The organism is Pseudomonas schmalbachii (genome assembly GCF_017589465.1).
Classification (GTDB): Bacteria; Pseudomonadota; Gammaproteobacteria; order Pseudomonadales; family Pseudomonadaceae; genus Pseudomonas; species Pseudomonas schmalbachii.
In genome coordinates, this window is record NZ_JAELYA010000006.1 from 97,454 (window position 1) to 113,126 (window position 15,673).

General features: G+C 62.2%; 15 protein-coding genes and 4 tRNA genes. 10 read left to right on the plus strand and 9 right to left on the minus strand.

From position 1 onward, the window contains the following. Positions 1–94 precede the first annotated feature (94 nt). Complete coding sequence (locus tag JFY56_RS16010; protein ID WP_208314836.1) at positions 95–622, plus strand: REP-associated tyrosine transposase; 528 nt, start codon at positions 95–97, stop codon at positions 620–622. Between the two features lie 346 nt (positions 623–968). On the opposite strand, the gene JFY56_RS16015 is transcribed toward JFY56_RS16010, so the two are convergent. Continuing rightward, a complete protein-coding gene (locus tag JFY56_RS16015) occupies positions 969–3,272 on the minus strand; it encodes a DUF1631 domain-containing protein (protein WP_208314837.1) in 2,304 nt (767 codons plus the stop codon). A gap of 282 nt (positions 3,273–3,554) precedes the next feature. Here JFY56_RS16015 and nadC point away from each other — a divergent pair, with 282 nt between their 5' ends. Next, positions 3,555–4,403, plus strand: coding sequence for a carboxylating nicotinate-nucleotide diphosphorylase (gene nadC, locus JFY56_RS16020; protein ID WP_208314838.1), 849 nt, complete (start codon positions 3,555–3,557; stop codon positions 4,401–4,403). A 178-nt stretch (positions 4,404–4,581) separates the two neighbouring features. Here the strand turns inward: nadC and JFY56_RS16025 are convergent. Together JFY56_RS16025 and JFY56_RS16030 are read right to left on the minus strand one after the other, a co-directional pair. Next, positions 4,582–4,657 (minus strand) — tRNA-Thr (locus JFY56_RS16025). A gap of 135 nt (positions 4,658–4,792) precedes the next feature. Next, a complete protein-coding gene (locus tag JFY56_RS16030; RefSeq protein WP_208314839.1) occupies positions 4,793–5,212 on the minus strand; it encodes a pilin in 420 nt (139 codons plus the stop codon). 231 nt (positions 5,213–5,443) lie between these two features. Between JFY56_RS16030 and pilB the strand changes: the two genes are divergently transcribed. The 5 genes from pilB to yacG all read left to right on the plus strand — a co-directional run bounded on the left by pilB (position 5,444) and on the right by yacG (position 10,119). Then, positions 5,444–7,147 (plus strand): type IV-A pilus assembly ATPase PilB, encoded by a 1,704-nt coding sequence (gene pilB, locus JFY56_RS16035; RefSeq protein ID WP_208314840.1) that lies wholly within the window; start codon positions 5,444–5,446, stop codon positions 7,145–7,147. A 3-nt stretch (positions 7,148–7,150) separates the two neighbouring features. Further along, positions 7,151–8,368: a type II secretion system F family protein gene (locus JFY56_RS16040; protein WP_208314841.1), complete on the plus strand. Its 1,218-nt coding sequence runs from the start codon at positions 7,151–7,153 to the stop codon at positions 8,366–8,368. Between the two features lie 2 nt (positions 8,369–8,370). Further along, the gene (locus JFY56_RS16045) at positions 8,371–9,243 is read left to right on the plus strand and encodes a prepilin peptidase (RefSeq protein ID WP_208314842.1); all 873 of its coding nucleotides are present in this window, start codon (positions 8,371–8,373) and stop codon (positions 9,241–9,243) included. Positions 9,244–9,307: 64 nt separating this feature from the next. Continuing rightward, positions 9,308–9,916, plus strand: coding sequence for a dephospho-CoA kinase (gene coaE, locus JFY56_RS16050; protein ID WP_208314843.1), 609 nt, complete (start codon positions 9,308–9,310; stop codon positions 9,914–9,916). After that, complete coding sequence (gene yacG / locus JFY56_RS16055) at positions 9,913–10,119, plus strand: DNA gyrase inhibitor YacG (RefSeq protein WP_208314844.1); 207 nt, start codon at positions 9,913–9,915, stop codon at positions 10,117–10,119. The genes coaE and yacG overlap by 4 nt, the downstream gene beginning before the upstream one ends. 302 nt (positions 10,120–10,421) lie before the next feature. Here yacG and JFY56_RS16060 read toward each other — a convergent pair whose 3' ends face one another. Genes JFY56_RS16060 through JFY56_RS16070 form a run of 3 tightly spaced genes read right to left on the minus strand, consistent with a single transcriptional unit; the run spans position 10,422 to position 11,989 of the window. Beyond that, entirely contained in the window at positions 10,422–11,105 is a 684-nt protein-coding gene (locus JFY56_RS16060) for an energy-coupling factor ABC transporter permease (protein ID WP_208314845.1), read from the minus strand. Next, positions 11,102–11,569: an FAD/FMN-containing dehydrogenase gene (locus JFY56_RS16065; RefSeq protein ID WP_208314846.1), complete on the minus strand. Its 468-nt coding sequence runs from the start codon at positions 11,567–11,569 to the stop codon at positions 11,102–11,104. The genes JFY56_RS16060 and JFY56_RS16065 overlap by 4 nt, the downstream gene beginning before the upstream one ends. 3 nt (positions 11,570–11,572) lie before the next feature. Beyond that, the gene (locus JFY56_RS16070; RefSeq protein ID WP_208314847.1) at positions 11,573–11,989 is read right to left on the minus strand and encodes a GNAT family N-acetyltransferase; all 417 of its coding nucleotides are present in this window, start codon (positions 11,987–11,989) and stop codon (positions 11,573–11,575) included. A 101-nt stretch (positions 11,990–12,090) separates the two neighbouring features. Here JFY56_RS16070 and JFY56_RS16075 point away from each other — a divergent pair, with 101 nt between their 5' ends. From JFY56_RS16075 to JFY56_RS16085, 3 genes are all read left to right on the plus strand, one after another. After that, positions 12,091–12,720, plus strand: coding sequence for a DUF1780 domain-containing protein (locus tag JFY56_RS16075; RefSeq protein ID WP_208314848.1), 630 nt, complete (start codon positions 12,091–12,093; stop codon positions 12,718–12,720). Between the two features lie 526 nt (positions 12,721–13,246). Next, the gene (locus JFY56_RS16080; protein ID WP_208314849.1) at positions 13,247–13,417 is read left to right on the plus strand and encodes a DUF3094 family protein; all 171 of its coding nucleotides are present in this window, start codon (positions 13,247–13,249) and stop codon (positions 13,415–13,417) included. Positions 13,418–13,470: 53 nt separating this feature from the next. Further along, entirely contained in the window at positions 13,471–14,769 is a 1,299-nt protein-coding gene (locus tag JFY56_RS16085) for an NAD(P)/FAD-dependent oxidoreductase (RefSeq protein ID WP_208314850.1), read from the plus strand. Between the two features lie 487 nt (positions 14,770–15,256). Here JFY56_RS16085 and JFY56_RS16090 read toward each other — a convergent pair. From JFY56_RS16090 to JFY56_RS16100, 3 genes are all read right to left on the minus strand, one after another. Continuing rightward, a tRNA-Lys gene (locus JFY56_RS16090) sits at positions 15,257–15,332 on the minus strand. A 6-nt stretch (positions 15,333–15,338) separates the two neighbouring features. After that, a tRNA-Pro gene (locus JFY56_RS16095) sits at positions 15,339–15,415 on the minus strand. 9 nt (positions 15,416–15,424) lie between these two features. Further along, positions 15,425–15,500 (minus strand) — tRNA-Asn (locus JFY56_RS16100). Positions 15,501–15,673: the final 173 nt, after the last annotated feature.

Genomic DNA, 15,673 nt, shown 5'->3' on the forward strand with positions numbered 1-15,673 from the left:
CCACCCAGCAATCTCCCTGCTCCCACAGCACTCTCAGCCCTGTAGCAAATTCCCGCCACCTAGACTCGCCCTTTCCCCGCACAGAGCAAAATCCATGCGCTACCGCAGAACCCTCACGCCCGGCGCTACCTATTTCTTCACCGTCAACCTGGAAGATCGCTCCCAGCATCTGCTCGTCGAACACATAACGATCCTGCGAGCAGTGACCAGGCAGGTGAAAGCCACACACCCGTTCGAGATCCGGGCCATGGTCGTGCTACCGGAGCACATCCATGCGATATGGACCTTGCCGGAGGGCGACGAGAATTTCCCCACACGCTGGTCGCTGATCAAATCCGGCTTTTCCCGCCATCTACCCCGTACGGAAACCATCAACCGGACTCGCCACAATAAGCGCGAACGAGGAATCTGGCAGCGACGCTATTGGGAACACCGCATTCGGGACGAAGAGGACCTGCAACGACACGTGGACTACATCCACTTCAACCCGGTCAAACACGGCCATGCGCCCCGCGCCATGGACTGGCCGTACTCATCGATACACCGCTACATCCGCCAGGGCCTTCTGCCTGCGGACTGGGGTAGTAACGAGGAAACCGGAAGCTTCGGCGAACGCCAGTAACGTGGTTGGGCTTCTCGTAGGTTGGCGCTGAACGCAGTGAAGCCCAACATCCGCCACACCCGGACACCACCCCGTTGGGCTTCGTGCCTCAGCCCAACCTACAGGAGTAAAGCGCAACATCCGCCACACCCGGACACAACCCCCGTTGGGCTTCGTACCTCAGCCCAACCTACGGGAGTGAAGCCCAACATCCGCCGCACCCGGGCACCACCCCCGTTGGGCTTCGTACCTCAGCCCAACCTACAGGAGTAAAGCGCAACATCCGCCGCACCCGGGCACCACCCCGTTGGGCTTCGTGCCTCAGCCCAACCTACGAGAAGCCCAACTCGCGGTGAGGGGGAAGGATCTAGGTGTGCTTCAACCGCCGCAGGTTGCCGATCACCGACTCCAGTGCGCGGTCGAACAGCAGGGCGTCGTCCAGCAGGCGTACGGCGTTGCGGCGGAATTCCACGGCCAGTGCCATGCGGGTCTTTTCCAGCACCTTCATGCCGGTGCGGTTGACGAAGATGTAGCGGCCGCTCGGCTTGATGATCGCCGCCAGCTTGCAGCGGACCTTGTGATCAGGCCGGTCGCGGATCTCCAGCCAGCTGCCGACGCGCAGCGCGTCGACCTGCAGGAGTGCTTCGTCATCGTCGGGGAGGAATTCCTCCGGCTCGCGAGTGCGCGGTTCCTCGGGTGAAGCGAGGACGATTTCCTCGACCACCGCGACCATGCCCAACGCATCGGCGGCGGGGTCGTCTGCTGGCACGACCAGCGGTGCATCCAGCAGCAGGATGTCGTCCACAATCGACTGGTCCCCGGCAACCGGAGCTGCGGTCTGCTGCGGCTCCACCTCTTCCACCTGCTTGAAGCGCTGGAAGGCCTTCACGTGCAGCCCTTCCAGACGGCTGAAGAATTCGCCGGTGCGGAATGGATCGAACGCCGCGCTGGAAAGCCCCTCGCGCAGCGACTTGAGCAGGCGCGGCACCATCACCAGCAGTTGCATGCGCGACTCCGGCTCTTCGTGCGGCTCGACGCTCCAGATCAGCTCGTCCATGGTCGTCAGCGCCGCGCGCCACTCTGCCGAGTCGGTGCCGTGCTTCAGGCAATTCAGCAGCAGTACCTTGCTCCAGGCTTCCTCCAGCAGGCGCACCACCACCTCGGGCAGGGTGCGGCCCAGCATGCGCTGGTTCAGCACACGCTCGACTTCCTGGCGGGCCAGTTCGGCGCGCATGCGGCCTTCTTCGGCATCACGAATGCGCTGTTCGAGCAGCTCGCTGCGGCGCCGCTCCGCGCCGGTGAAGACGATGAAGTCCTCCAGCAACTCGGAGAAGATCGCCGGGTCATCGGTGAAATCGTTGAGCAACCGCATCATCACCTGCTCGATCTTCTGGAAAAGACTGTCGCGCTGCACATCGCTCTGCTCGCCCCAGCCGAGCGCCGCCGAGGCGATCTCGTTGAGCAGGCGCCGCGCCGGGTGGCCGCCATGGCTGAAGAAGGTCTTGTCGAGCACGGCGACCTTGAGCATGGGAATCTGCATCCGCCCGATCAGCGCCTTGAGCGAATCCGGCAGGCTGCGGTCGTCGAGGATGAATTCGAAGAGCATCGACACCAGGTTGATGACGTCCTCGTCGACCTGGCCGACCACCCGCGAACGCCCGCTCCGGTTGCTGACGCGCGCCAGCAACTGATCGAGGCTCTGCCGCACGTCCAGTTCATCGAGGCTCTGCGTCGGCATATTCGACTGCAGGTGGGAAAGCAGCCGCATCAGATCGTTGCTGGTGATCGGCAGTGCATCGGCCGGCATTGCCTGCCGGGGAGCGCCGCTGCCGCGCACCTGGGCCAGCAGCTCCTGCAGGACGTCGAACGCCTCCTGGCTGCCGGCATTGGCAAACCCCGACGCCGGGACGGCCGCTTGTTCCGCCTGCCCGACGCCGCGCGCCGCCACGCCGCGATGCTGCGGACGCGGCACCGGGGTGCCCTTCAGCTCCGGCAGCACGCCGTGTGCCACCAGCACCTGGTTGGCCTCGGCGTAGAGCTGCCCGGCATCGCCCAGCACGTATTTTTCGAACAGCTTGAGGATGATCAGCTTGACCTTGATCTCGACGCCCAGCCCCTGGCAGGCCTCGAGGAACGCCTCGCACAGCATGCGCGGCCCCAGCGGGTTGGTCTTGTCCTCGACCTTGCGGGTGACCAGGGTATTCAGGCGGGTACTCAGGTGGGCCAGCGCGGTGGCATCGCGGCTCATCACCTTGGCGACCATGGTGTCCATCGCGACGGACTCTTCCAGTTCGTCGTTCTGCACCAGGGTCAGGCTGTCGGAGGAAACCGGTTCCAGCACCGCACCCTTGGCGACGTCGTACTGGTTGAGGCTGGCGATGTTATCGGCGAATTTCTGCAGGAAACCGCGCTCGATGCCCTTGCGCTTCAGGCGCAGGTCGCGCATCGCCTCGAAGAAGGTGTTCTGTTCGCCGTTGCTGGTGGAACGATCCGCCATCTCGAACAGCGTATCGTCGGCATTGTCGAACAGCGCCTGCATGGCGTGCTTCAACTGCCCGGCGAACTTGTCGCGCACATTGACCAGCGCCACGGGCAAACGGCCCATGGAAGAATTCTGCGACTGCCCTGCAGCGGCCTTGTTCAGCGGCACTACGTTCGCGTCGTTCTGCATCGCAAGTCTCCGGCTGCCGGACCTGGTGGTGATCCATGGACAGCTCTATAAACGAACGCGTCATCCGTGACGACAATTTCATGGCGTCAAAATAGGAAAAGCCGCTGCATTATTCAGGAACGATCCCTCACAACCAATAAAGATTTCGTACAGAGTTGATAGAAATCACAGTAGCCGTTTCTTTCGTCCTTCACACCATCTAAATAGTTCCAAGCAACTGCCCTTCAACACCAGACGACGTGCGGCCCGTATAATCCCGCCACCGCGAACCAGGAGTCCCAGATGCCGAACCTCAACCTTGCCGACCTGACCGGGGAAATCCAGGCCAACGTCCGCGCCGCCCTGGCCGAGGACATCGGCAGCGGCGACATCACCGCCCAGCTGATTCCCGCCGAGCGCACGGCCTCCGCCCGCATCATCACCCGCGAGGACGCCACCATCGCCGGCAGCGCATGGGTGGACGAGGTCTTCCGCCAACTCGATCCGCAGGTGCAGGTGGAATGGAAGGTCAGCGACGGCGAACGCGTCTCGGCCGACCAGACCCTGTTCACCCTCCAGGGACCGGCCCGTTCCCTGCTCAGCGGCGAACGCAGCGCACTGAACTTCCTGCAACTGCTCTCCGGCACCGCCAGCCGCGCCCGCTACTACGCCGACCTGGTGGAAGGCACCGGCGTGAAACTGCTCGACACCCGCAAGACCCTGCCCGGCCTGCGCCTGGCGCAGAAATACGCGATCACCTGCGGCGGCTGCCACAACCACCGCATCGGCCTCTACGACGCCTTCCTGATCAAGGAAAACCACATCGCCGCCAGCGGCGGTATCGCCCAGGCTATCGCCGCCGCCCACCGGATCGCCCCCGGCAAGCCGGTGGAAGTGGAAGTGGAAGACCTGGAAGAACTGCGCCAGGCCCTCGAAGCCGGCGCCGATATCATCATGCTCGACGAACTGAGCCTGGACGACATGCGCATCGCCGTGCAGCTCACCGCCGGCCGCGCCAAGCTCGAAGCCTCCGGCGGCATCAACGAAACCACCCTGCGCAGCGTCGCCGAAACCGGCGTGGACTACATCTCCATCGGCACCCTGACCAAGGACGTCAAGGCGCTGGACCTGTCGATGCGACTGAGCCTGTAAGCCCGAATCGAACGTGGTTGGATTGGTGGACGCAGGTTGGCGCAGAGCGCAGCGAAGCCCAACAATTCAATTGCCGGACAGTCACACCGTTGGGCTTCGCAAGCTCAGCCCAACCTACAAAAGCCGAAACCCCGGACAACAAAAAGCCCCGCACGAAGCGGGGCTTTTTGTTTGAGGCTGGTGCCGTTGAAGGGAGTCGAACCCCCGACCTACTGATTACGAATCAGTTGCTCTACCGACTGAGCTACAACGGCGGCGGCAGGAAGGTAACATTAGTTACAACACAGATCAACACTCTGAGACATCAACTATATATAGAAAATCTCACTTCCCCCGCCTTCTTATATACATGCCTCGCGCTAGGTGAGGCATGTATATAAGCACAACACTTACTGCTTACAGAGATTCGCTGTAGTACAAGTACCGGTAACTGCCCAAGTCACACCCTGCCCAGCCCGAATAGTAGGTGTAAGAATATAGGTCTCGCCGGCCAGGCCCTGGCCAGTCACCGCAGTAGCGGTAATTACACCATTTTCAACCTTCGTACTAGCAAGATATTTTGTGCCTGCTGCTGTTGCAACGTCAGCAGGGATATTGTTTGAACCACCATCGCAAGCATCCAAAGCGCCAAGATCAGTAGCACAAACCTCAACTGCAGTCTTAAGCGACTGGGTAGCTTGAGTAACTTCAGTAAACTTGGCGCGGGCAGTATAAGTTTGATATTGCGGGATAGCGATAGCGGCAAGAATACCGATAATCGCCACAACAATCATCAGTTCGATAAGGGTGAAGCCTTTTTGAGCCTTCATAGAACTCTCTCCTAGATTTAAGTACGGCCGAATGGGCCTGAAAGCAGAGCTGCATAAGGCATGCCAAAGCCAACCAACCCTGAATCCAATAGGGTGGGAGCATGCAAAAACGAAATTTCACACAACATACAAGGCAGGAACTGACAAAAAATGGCACCAGCTAGCTAGCAATTTGGCACCGCTCACTGTGTGGGTTATAAGTCCTTAAAATCCCCACTCGACCTTATCCTCATGAACGATCACGTTGTGCTCTCCGGTCTTGCCCGGCAACTGGTTATCGCCGAGCTACTCGATGAAAGAAGCGCACAGCAGGCGCAACAGCAGGCACAGCGCAACAAGCTGCCGCTGGTGACCTACCTGGTGCAGAACAAGCTGGTGAAGAGTCGTCCGCTGACCGAACTGGCGGCGGAGCAGTTCGGCATCGCCTACTGCGACCTGAACAGCCTGGACCGGGAAAGCATGCCGAAGGAGCTGGTCAGCGAGAAGCTGGTGCGCCAGCACCGCGTCATCCCGCTCTGGCGCCGCGGCAACAAGCTGTTCGTTGGCCTTTCCGACCCCACCAACCACCAAGCGATTACCGATGTACAGTTCAGCACCGGCCTGACCACCGAGGCCATCCTGGTCGAGGACGACAAGCTCGGCGATGCTATCGAGAAACTGTTCGAAAGCATGTCCAGTGGACTGGATGATCTGGCCGATGTCGATCTGGAAGGGCTGGATATCGAGAGTGGGGATACGGAACGGAAGGACGAGGCGATTGGTGGCGATGCCGACGACGCCCCGGTGGTGCGCTTCGTCAACAAGATGCTGCTGGATGCCATCCGCGGCGGTTCTTCCGACCTGCACTTCGAGCCTTATGAAAAGGTTTACCGGGTACGTTTCCGCACCGACGGCATGCTGCATGAAGTAGCCAAACCGCCGATCCAGTTGGCCAACCGCATTTCCGCGCGCCTGAAAGTCATGGCCGGGCTGGATATCTCCGAGCGGCGCAAGCCACAGGATGGCCGGATCAAGATGCGCGTATCGAAGAGCAAGTCCATCGACTTCCGCGTCAATACCATGCCCACCCTCTGGGGTGAGAAGATTGTGATGCGGATTCTCGATGCGGCCAGCGCACAGATGGGCATCGATGCCCTGGGCTACGAGGACGAGCAGAAGCAGCTTTACCTGGATGCACTGAAGCAGCCGCAAGGGATGATCCTGGTAACCGGCCCGACCGGCTCGGGCAAGACCGTCTCCCTGTATACCGGCCTGAATATTCTCAATACCCCAGATATCAATATCTCCACAGCCGAAGACCCGGTGGAGATCAACCTGGAGGGCATCAACCAGGTCAACGTCAACCCGAAGCAGGGCATGGATTTCTCCCAGGCACTGCGTGCCTTCCTGCGCCAGGACCCGGATGTGATCATGGTTGGTGAGATCCGCGACCTGGAAACTGCGGAAATCGCCATCAAGGCCGCCCAGACCGGGCATATGGTGATGTCCACCCTGCATACCAACAGCGCGGCGGAAACCCTGACCCGCCTGCTCAATATGGGTGTGGCGTCCTTCAACCTGGCTACCTCGGTCAACCTGATCATCGCCCAGCGCCTGGCGCGCAAGCTGTGCCCGCAGTGCAAGAAGGAACACGACGTGCCGCACGACACCTTGCTGCAGGAAGGCTTTCCGGCGGACAGGATCGGCACCTTCAAGCTCTACGCCCCAGTGGGCTGCGAACACTGCAAGGGCGGCTACAAGGGCCGAGTGGGCATTTATGAAGTGGTTAAAAACACGCCCGCCGTGCAACGCCTTATCATGGAAGAAGGCAACTCCATGCAGATTGCCGAGCAGGCCCGCAAAGAGGGCTTCGCCGATCTGCGCACCTCCGGTCTGCTGAAAGCCATGCAAGGCATCACCAGTCTCGAGGAAGTCAACCGCGTGACCAAGGACTAATCCATGGCGGCAAAAGCAGAAAGAACCAGTGTCTTCACCTGGGAAGGTACCGATAGAAAAGGCGGGAAGATCAAGGGGGAACTGCCCGGGACCAACGCGGCACTGGTCAAGGCACAGTTGCGCAAGCAGGGTATCAACCCGCTCAAGGTGCGCAAGAAGGGTATGTCGCTGCTGAGCGCAGGGAAGAAGATCAAACCCCTGGATATCGCCCTGTTCACTCGACAGATGGCGACGATGATGGGTGCCGGCGTTCCGCTGCTGCAGTCCTTCGATATCATCGCCGAAGGCTTCGACAATCCGAACATGCGCAAGCTGGTGGACGATATCAAGCAGGAAGTGGCCGCTGGTAACAGCCTGGCCAACTCGCTGCGCAAAAAACCGCAGTACTTTGACGATCTCTATTGCAACCTGGTGGATGCCGGCGAACAGTCCGGTGCCCTGGAGTCGCTGCTTGACCGCGTGGCGACCTACAAGGAAAAAACCGAGTCGCTGAAAGCCAAGATCAAGAAAGCAATGACATACCCCATCGCAGTGATCTTGGTCGCCGTCATTGTTTCAGCGATCCTGCTGATCAAGGTGGTTCCGCAGTTCCAGTCCGTTTTCGCCAGTTTCGGTGCAGAACTGCCGGCCTTCACCATGATGGTCATCGGTCTTTCCGAAGTTCTGCAAAAGTGGTGGTTCATTGTTCTAATTGGTCTTCTAGCTTTTGCATTTGCTTTTCGGGAAGCGCACAGACGCTCTGAGAAGTTCCGTGACGGGGTTGACCGGGCCGTCCTCCGTACCCCTATTGTCGGCCCGATCCTCTACAAATCTGCAATCGCCCGTTATGCGCGCACCTTGGCCACCACATTCGCTGCTGGCGTACCACTGGTTGAAGCGCTGGATTCCGTAGCCGGCGCCACCGGCAACGTGGTTTTTCGCAATGCGGTAGGCAAGATCAAGCAAGATGTCTCGGCGGGCACCCAGCTCAATTTCTCCATGCGCACCACTGGCGTGTTCTCAAGCATGGCCGTTCAGATGACCGCCATCGGCGAGGAGTCGGGCTCGCTGGATGCCATGCTGGACAAGGTCGCCTCATTCTATGAGGAAGAAGTGGATAACGCCGTCGACAACCTGACCACCCTGATGGAACCAATGATCATGGCCGTTCTGGGCGTGCTGGTGGGCGGCCTGATCATCGCCATGTACCTGCCAATCTTCCAGTTGGGCAACGTCGTCTAAATATGCCGATCTTCGAATTACTGGCCAGCCATGCGCTGGCCTTTGTTTTGTGTGCTGCCCTGTTCGGTCTCTGTGTGGGCAGCTTCCTCAATGTGGTGATCCACCGCCTGCCGCGCATGATGGAGCTAGACTGGCAGCAGCAGGCGCGTGAGGCGCTCAGCTTGCCAAATACAGAAGCGCGGCCGGTCTATAACCTTGTGCTGCCGCATTCCCAGTGCCCGCACTGCGGCCATCAGATCCGTGCCTGGGAGAACATCCCCGTCATCAGCTATCTGGCGCTGCGCGGCAAATGCTCGTCGTGCAAGGCGCCGATCAGCGTGCGTTATCCGCTGATCGAACTGGCCACCGCCCTGCTCTCGGCCTTCGTCGCCTGGCATTTCGGCTTCACCTGGCAGTCCGGCGCCATGCTGCTGCTCACCTGGGGGCTGCTGGCGATGAGCATGATCGATGTCGATCACCAGTTGCTGCCGGATGCGCTGGTGCTGCCGCTGCTCTGGCTGGGGCTGATCGTCAATTACTTCGGGCTGTTCGCCAGCCTTGGCGATGCGCTCTGGGGCGCGGTGTTCGGTTATCTCAGCCTGTGGTCGGTGTACTGGCTGTTCAAGCTGCTGACCGGCAAGGAAGGCATGGGCTACGGCGACTTCAAGCTGCTGGCGATGATCGGCGCCTGGGGCGGCTGGCAGGTGTTGCCGCTGACCATCCTGCTGTCGTCGCTGGTTGGCGCGGTGCTGGGGGTGATCATGCTGCGCCTGCGCAACGCCGAAAGCGGCACGCCGATCCCCTTCGGCCCCTATCTGGCGATTGCCGGCTGGATTGCCCTGCTCTGGGGTGATCAAATAACCGCGACTTATCTGCATTTCGCAGGATTCCGCTAGTCTCCCGCCCGATCGCCTCCTCGCGCTCGCGGGGACGGCGGCTGGAATCGGCGTGAGGAGAACGATGAAACCCTGGATTCTTGGCCTTACAGGCGGCATCGGCAGCGGCAAGAGCGCCGCTGCCGCGCATTTTTCCGCAATGGGCGTGCATATGGTGGACGCCGACCACGCCTCGCGCTGGGTGGTGGAACCGGGCCGCCCGGCCCTGGAGCGGATCGTCGACCGCTTCGGCGATGCCATGCTGCTGGCGGACGGCAATCTCAACCGTGCCGCCCTGCGCGAGCGCATCTTCACCTCCGAGGAAGAGCGCCGCTGGCTGGAACAACTGCTGCACCCGCTGATTCGCCAGGAGATCGTCACCAACCTGGCGCAGGCCGAATCGCCCTACGCCATCCTGGTTTCGCCGCTGCTGGTCGAGTCCGGGCAGAACCAGATGACCCAGCGCGTGCTGGTGGTGGACACCCCCGAGCACCTGCAACTGCAGCGCACCATGCGTCGGGACAATGTCCCGGAGGAGCAGGTTCGCGCCATCCTCAAGGCGCAGGCACAACGTGAGGACCGCCTGAAGCATGCCGACGATGTGCTGGTGAACGACGCCGACCTGGACCATCTGCAACGGCAGGTCGAGCGCCTGCATGACTTCTATCTCAGCCTGCGAGGAGGACAACCATGAGCCAACCCCTGATCGTGGAATGCCCCACCTGCGGCGCTCCGGTGGAATGGAACGAAAAGAGCCCGAACCGCCCCTTCTGCTCCGACCGCTGCAAACTGATCGACCTCGGCGCCTGGGCCTCGGAAGACCACGCGATTCCCGGAAGCCCGCTGGAAGACGACGTATTCTCCGCCGACCTCGACGCACCGCCGCGCGGGCATTGAACCACACCGCCGGTTGACACGTAGGTTGGCGCTGAGCGAAGCGAAGCCCAACATCGACCGGCACAGGCATCGTTGGGCTTCGTACCTCAGCCCAACCTACCGAGCCGGATGTGCAGTGGAGGGTGAGCTACCTAGGATGGGTTGAGCTTGCGATACCCATCACCAATGCCGCATGGGTATCGCTTCGCTCAACCCATCCTACGAGTTCCGCCAATCACGGCGGCAGCTCCGTAGGGCGGGTGAAACCCGCCATCAGGTCTCCACATTGGCGGGTTGCACCCGCCCTACCTGCTTGAAAAGGGCTACTCATCACCATCCTTCCACGGCGCCTGCAGGTAGCGGGTGCGGTTGAAGGTTTCCAGCCAGTCCGGATAGAACACCACCAGCCCGGTAACGATGGTGCCGTTGATGAATGCCTCGGGGAACATGATCAGCCAGAGGTAGCCGACGAAGTCTTCCAGCCACGGCGGCATCGGGAAGATGCCGTCCACCCACAGCAGGCCGAGCCCCAGCATCAGGCTGCACACCGCCGCCAGCGCCGCCGGGAAGAAGCCCGAGCAGAAGATGTACACGAACAGGTTGCGCGGCTGTCGGCGTTCGACGTAGATGGCCGCCAGTTCGGTGATCAGCACCGGGACCAGCACCAGCAGCACGCCGTTCACGCCAATCGCCAGCCAGTCCTGCCGGTCGAGCACGCACAGGCCGAGTTGCGCCACCAGCCCTACCAGTATCGCCAGCGGCCAGTCGAGCAGCAGGGTGACGGCGGTCATGCCGAGGAAGTGGAACGACACCCCGGAGTCGAAATCGCGGCGCACCAGCCAGAGCAGGAACACGCCGAGCATGGTGCCGAAGAACAGGTGCTGGCGGCGGAAGTCGCTGATCAGCTCCAGCCAGGGTGCGCGCCAGGCCGCCCAAAGGAGCACCGGCAGGTAGATGGCCCAGCCCAGCTCCAGGCTTTCCGTGGAAAGCAGTTCTGCAGCGATCACCGGGGTGCCTGCTCCAGCGCTTCACGCAGCTTCTGCGCGGAATCGAAGGTCTGGCTGGACACCACGCTGCCGCCCTCCAGTTGCAGCCAGAGCACCTTTTCCGGTGCCTGCGGATAGCGGTTGGCGACCCGCGGGCCACGGTCGAGAAGCACGCGATAGGCGTAGTCGCGCATGGCCGGCACGGCGAACAGCTTCGAAATCACTGCCGGCATGCTGCTGATATCGGCGACGAATGCCGCATGCCGCGCCTCCAGATAGCCCTGCGGCCGCTCCGCCAGGGCCTCCTTCACCAGGTTGGCGCCGGTCATGTCGCGGGCAATCAGCAACACGCGCAGCCGGTCGTCCAGCGTGTAGGGCTTGTCGAACTGGTCGAGCAGGGTCCAGCCTGCCGGGCTCTCCGGCCCTTGCGCCCCGGCCGCCAGCGAAACCAGCCAGAGCAGCACCAACCCGCAGAATTTCCTCATCACTCAGCTCCCGACAGAAAAGACCTGGATATCCTCGCGGCGCTGCCAGCCCCGCTGCGCCTCCCAGAATGCCATCGCCTGGGGCTCGTCGCGCAGCACGAACACGTGGGATTTGCCGATGCCCAAGCGAGCCAGCCGCGCCAGCGCCTCGTCCAGCAGCGAACGCGCCAGCCCGCGTCCACGAAAGGCCTCGTCCACCAGCAGATGCTGCAGGTAGCCGCGCCGCCCATCGTGGCCGACCAGCAGGCTGCCGATCACCGCGTCGTCGTGCTCCAGCAGCAGGCTCAAGCCGGGATTGCGTTCGAGGTAGGCCACGAAGGGCTCGTATTCATCGTCGCGGCGCAGCTGGATGCCCGGGGTGCGCGCCCAGAGCGCCAGGAGTTCGGGATGGTCGGCAGGAACAACGGTACGCAGCAGCATCGATCGGCAACACCGGCTGGAGAAGGACCGACAGTCTACACCGGCCGCCCGGCGCACGGCCCGTGGTCGATCCGGCAGGGCTTCCCGGCTACGCTGTAGGCATGAACGAGTCCGACTATCTGCGCCTGCTGACACGCCAGGCCGAACAAGCCAACGACTTTCTTTCCAATGCCCGCAAGTGGGAAAGGGAGTGCTGGGCCTGCCAGCGGCTGCTGCAGGCTCTTGGCGTGCCGCATCGGCAGGAAGACTTCATCGAACCCGCCCAGCAGCCACCGGATGTGCTGTTTCGAGACGCCTCCTTCGAAGTGTTCTTCGTCCTCGATCCGGGCCGCCGGCTCAACGATGAATGGCGCGAGGAGCTGGTGCGCCGGCGCACCGCGCGCAGCCTCAGCCAACTGATTCGCCGCGAGCAGCGGCCACGGCGGATCAACTGCGCGGAACTGCAGGCCCGGCTGGCGCCCACCCTGCGCAAGAAGGCGCACAACTACCGCGAGCGCGGCTTCGACCTCGGCGAGCTGGACCTGCTGGCATTCGTCAGCCTGAAGCGCGAAACCCCGGACTTCAACACCCCTTTTCCGCCACCCACGGAATACCTCCGCCAGGGTTGGCGCTCGCTCTCCCTGGTCGGCCCGACGTTCTGCCGGGTGCTGTTCGCCCACATGGACGCACCCGATTTCCTGCGCGGCAACCTGGGCCGCAGCGTGCTCTTCGATATGGGAGTCGGCCTGTAATCGCAACGTCGGGCTGCGGTTGGGCTTCCCGTAGGTTGGACTTCGCTTTCGTAGGTTGGGCTGAGGTACGAAGCCCAACGAGGCGGAGCACCGGGCACGGCAAATGTTGGGCTTCACTGCGTTCAGCGCCAACCTACGATTGAACTCAGACGCTGCACGTCGTTGGGGTTCGCTCCCGTAGGTTGGGCTGAGGTACGAAGCCCAACAGAGTGGCCCCAGGTTCGGCGGATGTTGGGCTTCACTGCGTTCAGCGCCAACCTACGATTGAACTCAGACGCTGCACATCGTTGGGGTTCGCTCCCGTAGGTTGGGCTGAGGTACGAAGCCCAACAGGGTGGCCCCAGGTTCGGCGGATGTTGGGCTTCACTGCGTTCAGCGCCAACCTACGCGCGCTCCGCCAGCTCCGCGATTGGCGGGTTTCACCCGCCCTACCCGGCTCGCCAATCGCAACCAGGTATTTTGTATACATTGAGCCCATCCCCAATGGCCGACTAGAATGCTCGGCATTACAAACGGAGGCCTACCCATGCCCAGTCGTCTGAGCCCCGAAGACCAGCAGAAAGTCGAACAATACCTGAGCTCCCCGGTCCATCAAGTCGAGCGCGCGCCCTTCCGGCCGTGGCTGATGATGGGTGCGCTGCTGCTGGTGGTCATCGCCCTGGGCCTGCTCAGCCGCCTCCTGGCCTATCTGGCATGAACCCCATGCCCTCCCCGGCCCACACAGGATTCCCAAAACTATGAGACCCACTCATGTCACATCGCATCGTAATTGTCGGCGGCGGCGCCGGCGGGCTGGAGCTCGCGACCCGGCTCGGCCGCACCCTGGGTAAACGCGGCAAGGCCCAGGTCACCCTGGTCGACGCCAATCTCACCCACATCTGGAAACCCCTGCTGCACGAAGTGGCCGCCGGCTCGCTCAACTCCTCGGAGGATGAGCTGAACTATGTCGCCCAGGCGAAATGGAACCACTTCGAGTTCCAGCTCGGCCGTCTGAGCGGCCTGGACCGCGCCAGCAAGCGCATCCAGCTCGCCGCCACGCTGGACGAACAGGGCCGCGAGCTGGTTCCCGCGCGCACCCTGGGCTACGACAGCCTGGTGATCGCCATCGGCAGCACGACCAACGACTTCGGCACAGTCGGCGCGGCCCAGAACTGCATCTTCCTCGACACCCGCGAGCAGGCCGAACGCTTCCACCGCCAGTTGCTCAACCACTACCTGCGCGCCCATGCCGGCCAGCAGAGCGACGAGCAGATCAGCGTGGCCATCGTCGGCGCCGGCGCGACCGGTGTGGAGCTGGCCGCCGAACTGCACCACGCCGCGCACGAACTCGCCGCCTACGGCCTGAACCGCATCCAGCCGCAGAACATGCGCATCACCCTTATCGAGGCCGGCCCGCGCGTGCTGCCGGCGCTGCCCGAACGGATCAGCGGCCCGGTGCATCGCACCCTGGAAAAGCTCGGCGTGCGGGTGATGACCGGGGCGGCGGTCAGCGAGGTCATGGCCGATGGCCTGAAGACGGCGGCTGGCGAGCATATCCCGGCGAGCCTGAAGGTCTGGGCCGCCGGCATTCGTGCGCCGGCGCTGCTGAAGAACCTGGACGGACTGGAAAGCAACCGGATCAACCAGCTGCTGGTGCGCCCTACCCTGCAGACCACCCTCGACGACGACATCTTCGCCTTCGGCGACTGCGCCGCCTGCCCGCTCGGCGACGGCAGCGAACGCAACGTGCCACCCCGCGCCCAGGCCGCGCACCAGCAGGCGTCGCTGCTGGCCAAGGCGTTCGCTCTGCGCCTGGAAGGCAAGCCGCTGCCGGAGTATCGCTATCAGGATTACGGCTCGCTGATCTCCCTGTCGCGCTTCAGCGCCATCGGCAATCTGATGGGCAACCTGATGGGCAGCGTCAAGCTGGAGGGCTGGCTGGCGCGGATGTTCTACATCTCGCTGTATCGCATGCACCAGATGGCGCTGTATGGGCGCTTCCGGACGGTGCTGCTGATGCTCAGCGACCGCCTTGGACGCAGCACGGAGCCGAGGTTGAAGTTGCACTGAGTCGCGCAAACGCAATCCGTAGGTTGGTGCTGAGCTTGCGAAGCCCAACGGTGCCAACGCACGACCGATGTTGGGCTTCGCAAGCTCAGCACCAACCTACGCGCAGCGCCCGGTGTGGTGGTCGTTGGGGAATATCCCGTAGGGTGGGCAACGCGAAGCTTGTCCACCGCCCCGTCTGTCTTGCGGCCAAGGGCGCTGTTTTGGAGCGAGCTCTGCTCGCGAAGCTTTTGAGTTGCCGGCGTTCGCGAGCAGAGCTCGCTCCTACAGGAATATGCCCCGCGTCTGACCAGGAGCGGGCCATGCCCGCGAAAAAAGCATTTCGCACGCTTGGCGTGCCGTCAGGACCGCCTGGGTGGCGCCGACGGCGGATGGCTGGAATTTCAGGCGTTTCACCGCCGAGGAGATGCGCAGGCCGTACGGCGCCGCAAGAACGAAAAAAGCCAGGACTAAGCCTGGCTTTTTTGACGCTGACGGTGCAGCGTAGATATGGTGGGTCGTGTAGGATTCGAACCTACGACCAATTGGTTAAAAGCCAACTGCTCTACCGACTGAGCTAACGACCCAGAAAATGGTCGGGGTAGAGAGATTCGAACTCCCGACATCCTGCTCCCAAAGCAGGCGCGCTACCGGACTGCGCTATACCCCGCTTGGAAGTTGGCTCCGCGACCTGGACTCGAACCAGGGACCCAGTGATTAACAGTCACTTGCTCTACCGACTGAGCTATCGCGGAACGACGAGCCTTCCAATCTCTTCTACAGTTTCGGCTGTTGCCGAGTTCCCGTAGCTGAGGCGCGCCATTTTACGGTTCCAGAAAGGCATGTCAACCCTCTGATCCAAAAAGTTTTTCTACCTTTGCAGGGATGGTTTCGGATTGCTATATGTGCCTGAATGACAAGAGAGCTC